The organism is Chromohalobacter sp. 296-RDG (assembly GCF_029889885.1).
Taxonomy (GTDB): Bacteria; Pseudomonadota; Gammaproteobacteria; order Pseudomonadales; family Halomonadaceae; genus Chromohalobacter.
The window spans coordinates 1-3,801 of record NZ_JARANY010000118.1; the positions used below are offsets into that span (position 1 = coordinate 1).

Sequence of the window (3,801 nt, forward strand, 5' to 3'; positions counted from 1 at the left end):
GCTCATGGCTGACGCCCAGCGATCTGGTCGAGAACGAAGACTGGGACAGCATTCGCGAACTGGCGCGCAAGGCCGCCGAACGCTTTCATCACTAACGCTTTATCAGGACGATTTGCTATCAAGTAGGCAACCGTTTCTCTCTCGACAGCTGATGCTGTTCTTCCGACCCGCCGTTTGGCGGGTCTTTTTTTGCTTCACGCACGTTAGCGGAATGGCGTCGATGGTCTGACGTCATTTAATTGAAAGATTCCTGGCCTAGTCTGGCGCAAGTGGCGTCGATCCCCTGTACTGGTCAAGGAGTCTTTCATGCAACGTTCTTTCCTGCTTACTTCACTTGGCATCACTCTCGCTTTAGGGAGCTACGCGAGTAGCGCCCAGGCCAATACCGAAATTGCCTGGTGGCACGCCATGGGGGGCGCGCTGGGGGATAAAGTCGAGCAGATTGCGGCCGACTTCAACGCTAGCCAAGACACCTATACCGTCAAACCGGTTTTCAAGGGTAATTACAGCGAAACCATGACGTCCGCCATTGCGGCGTTCCGTGCCGACAAAGGGCCGGATATCGTGCAGATATACGAGGTTGGCACGGCGACGATGATGGCCGCCAAGGGGGCCATCGTGCCGGTTTATCAATTGATGAAGTCGGCCGATGTCGAATTCGACCCCCAGGCTTATCTACCCGCAGTCACCGGCTATTACACCGACCCCGATGGCAATATGCTGTCGCTGCCGTTCAACTCCTCGACGCCGGTGACCTATTATAACCGCAAGCTTCTCGAACAAGCGGGCGTCGAGGAAGTTCCTCGCACTTGGCAGGCATTGGGCGATGCATTGGAAAAGGTCGTCGATTCGGGAACGGCGAGCTGTGGTTTGACCACAACCTGGCCTTCCTGGGTCATGCTCGAGAACTACTCCGCCATCAACGATGTGCCGTTTGCCTCGCAGGCCAATGGTTTCGAGGGAACCGATGCTAGATTGCAGTTCAATCGCACCGCTGCGGTCGATCATATCGAACGTCTCACGCAGTGGCAGGAAGATGGACGTTTCGCCTATGGCGGGCGCTTCGATGATGCTGCGCCCAAGTTCTACTCCGGTGAGTGCGCGCTGATGATGGGGTCTTCGGCGTCTTACGCCAATATCAATGAGAACGCCGATTTCGACTTCGATGTGGCACCGCTGCCCTACGATGCCGATGTCGTCGACAAGTCCAACAACTCGATCATCGGCGGTGCTTCGCTCTGGGTGTTCGATGGACTGGACGACACGCATCAGCAGGGGGTGGCCGAATTCTTCGAATACCTGTCCTCGCCCGAGGTTCAGGCGGATTGGCATCAGTACTCCGGCTACCTGCCGATCACGCAGGCGGCGGCCGACCTGACCCGCAAGCAAGGCTTCTATGCCGATCACCCCGGTACCGATGTGGCCATCAAGCAGATTACCGCCGGCGAGCCCACCGACAATTCCAAGGGACTGCGATTGGGCAACATGGTGCAGATTCGGGATGTCATCAACGGCGAGCTCGAAGATATCTTCTCGGGTGACGCAGGCGCGCAGGAGGGGCTCGATGAGGCCGTCTCGCGTGGCAATGCACTATTGGAAAAGTTCGAGAGCGCCCATCAGTGAACCGCGCATCTTGAAAACAACGCCCGGATTCCGGGCGTTCGTTTTTGAGCATGGAGGCAGGTCGTTCTCATTGAGGTGCCGAGGAATGTCATGAGTGCTCCTTTTCAGCGACATCGGCTCACGCCCTGGATATTGATGGCGCCACAGCTAGGTATCGTCCTGGTGTTCTTTTTCTGGCCGGCATTGCAGGCCATCGAACAAGCCTTCTATGTCGAGGATGCCTTCGGTCTTTCGCGGGAGTTCGCTGGGCTTGCCAACTTCAAGGCCGTATTGAGTGATGCGACGTATTATCAGGCACTGGGGACCACGTTGGTCTTCTCGCTGGCGGTAGCGTTCGGCGCGATGAGCATTGCATTACTCCTGGCGGTCATGGCCGACCGCGTCATACGCGGTGCACGCATCTACCGGACACTGCTGGTTTGGCCCTACGCGGTCGCGCCAGCGGTGGCGGGCGTGCTGTGGCTATTTTTGTTCGATCCGACGCTAGGGCTGATCAGTGGCTTGCTGGGTGATGTGGGAATCGATTGGGACCACAAGCTCAATGGCGCCCAGGCCTTGGCTTTGGTGATCATGGCGTCGGTGTGGAAGCAGATGAGCTACAACTTCGTGTTCTTCCTTGCCGCGTTGCAGGCGTTACCCAAGAGTCTTCTGGAGGCAGCGGCCATCGACCGTGCGGGCCCGTGGCGGCGTTTCTGGACTATCACTTTCCCGCTTTTGTCGCCGACCGCGTTTTTCCTGCTGGTCATGAACAGCGTCTACGCCTTCTTCGAGACCTTCGGCACCATCGATACGGTGACGTCCGGCGGCCCTGGCGGAGCAACCACGACACTGGTCTACAAGGTCTACCAGGATGGCTTCGTCGGTCAGGATATGGGGTCCAGCGCCGCTCAGTCGGTGTTGTTGATGGCCTTGGTCGGAGGTCTGACGTGGTTTCAGTTCCGCTATGTCGAAAGAAAGGTGCAGTACTGATGCATTATCGTCGTCCCGGGTTGGATAGGCTGAGTCATGCACTGCTGGCACTGTGTTGCCTATTGTTTCTACTGCCGGTGTGGTTGGCCTTCACGGCGAGTACTCATACGCTGGGCGCGCTTTATTCGCAGACGGCATCGTTATGGTTCGGAGAGGCGGGGTGGGACAATTATCGCCACTTGCTCAGCGGTTCGGTTGGCGGCCTGGGGACTGATGTACTGACATTGCTCATCAATTCGACGCTCATGGCCCTGGGCATCGCCATCGGCAAGATCGCGATCTCGGTGCTGGCCGCTTATGCCATCGTCTTCTTCAGGTTTCCCTTTCGCCGCCTATGTTTCTGGCTGATCTTCATCACTTTGATGCTGCCGGTTGAGGTGCGCATCCTGCCGACGTTCGAAGTGGTCGCCGATCTGGGGCTTCTGGATAGTTACGCGGGGTTGATCCTGCCGTTGATCGCCAGCGCTACCGCGACATTTCTGCTGCGTCAGTTCTATCTCACCATTCCGCCTGAAATGGTCGAGGCGGCGCGTATCGATGGCGCCGGCCCTTGGCGTTTTCTGCGTGACATTCTGCTGCCGCTGTCGAAGACCAATCTCGCGGCGTTGTTCGTGATCATGTTCCTGTATGGCTGGAATCAATACCTGTGGCCCTTGTTGATCACCAATGACGCCGATTATCTGACCATCGTGGTCGGTCTCAAGCGTTTGTTGACCAGTGCCGACGGCCTCGTCCCCTGGCAGAACGTCACGGCTACGGCAATTTTGGCCATGTTGCCACCCATCGTGGTGATTCTGCTGATGCAGCGTTACTTCGTGAAAGGACTGGTCGACAACGAAAAATAAGCGCGCCCGGTGCTGACCGGCGCTCAATGAGTGATTCTATATGGCGATCTTACGACTCAATGGCATTCGCAAACGTTACCCCAATGGCATCACCGCCTTGCACGGCATCGACCTGAGCGTCGCCGATGGCGAGTTGATCGTGGTGGTTGGACCGTCGGGATGTGGCAAGTCGACCTTGCTGAGGACGTTGGCGGGGTTGGAGACGATCAGCGAGGGAGAGCTCATGATCAACGGCCGGCGCGTCAACGAGCTCGAGCCTGCCGAACGCGATATCGCCATGGTCTTCCAGAACTATGCGCTCTACCCGCACATGAGCGTGGCCGGGAACATGGGCTATGCCCTGAAAAATCGTGGCGTTCCCAAG

At 57.5% G+C, this 3,801-nt stretch carries 4 protein-coding genes and 1 pseudogene; all 5 read left to right on the forward strand.

Annotation, left to right across the window (positions count from 1 at the left end; all coding sequences use genetic code 11):
• Positions 1-95 (forward strand): annotated as a pseudogene (locus OP495_RS16745) (keto-deoxy-phosphogluconate aldolase); the annotation flags it as partial.
• Between the two features lie 211 nt (positions 96-306).
• Complete coding sequence (gene ugpB, locus OP495_RS16750; RefSeq protein ID WP_280570868.1) at positions 307-1,623, forward strand: sn-glycerol-3-phosphate ABC transporter substrate-binding protein UgpB; 1,317 nt, start codon at positions 307-309, stop codon at positions 1,621-1,623.
• A 90-nt stretch (positions 1,624-1,713) separates the two neighbouring features.
• On the forward strand, positions 1,714-2,592 hold the full coding sequence (gene ugpA / locus OP495_RS16755) for a sn-glycerol-3-phosphate ABC transporter permease UgpA (RefSeq protein WP_280570869.1): 879 nt from the start codon (positions 1,714-1,716) through the stop codon (positions 2,590-2,592).
• On the forward strand, positions 2,592-3,437 hold the full coding sequence (ugpE, locus tag OP495_RS16760) for a sn-glycerol-3-phosphate ABC transporter permease UgpE (RefSeq protein ID WP_280570872.1): 846 nt from the start codon (positions 2,592-2,594) through the stop codon (positions 3,435-3,437). Before ugpA ends, ugpE begins: the two co-directional genes overlap by 1 nt.
• A gap of 40 nt (positions 3,438-3,477) precedes the next feature.
• Positions 3,478-3,801: ATP-binding cassette domain-containing protein (locus OP495_RS16765; protein WP_280570874.1), on the forward strand; the 324-nt coding region annotated here is incomplete at its 3' end.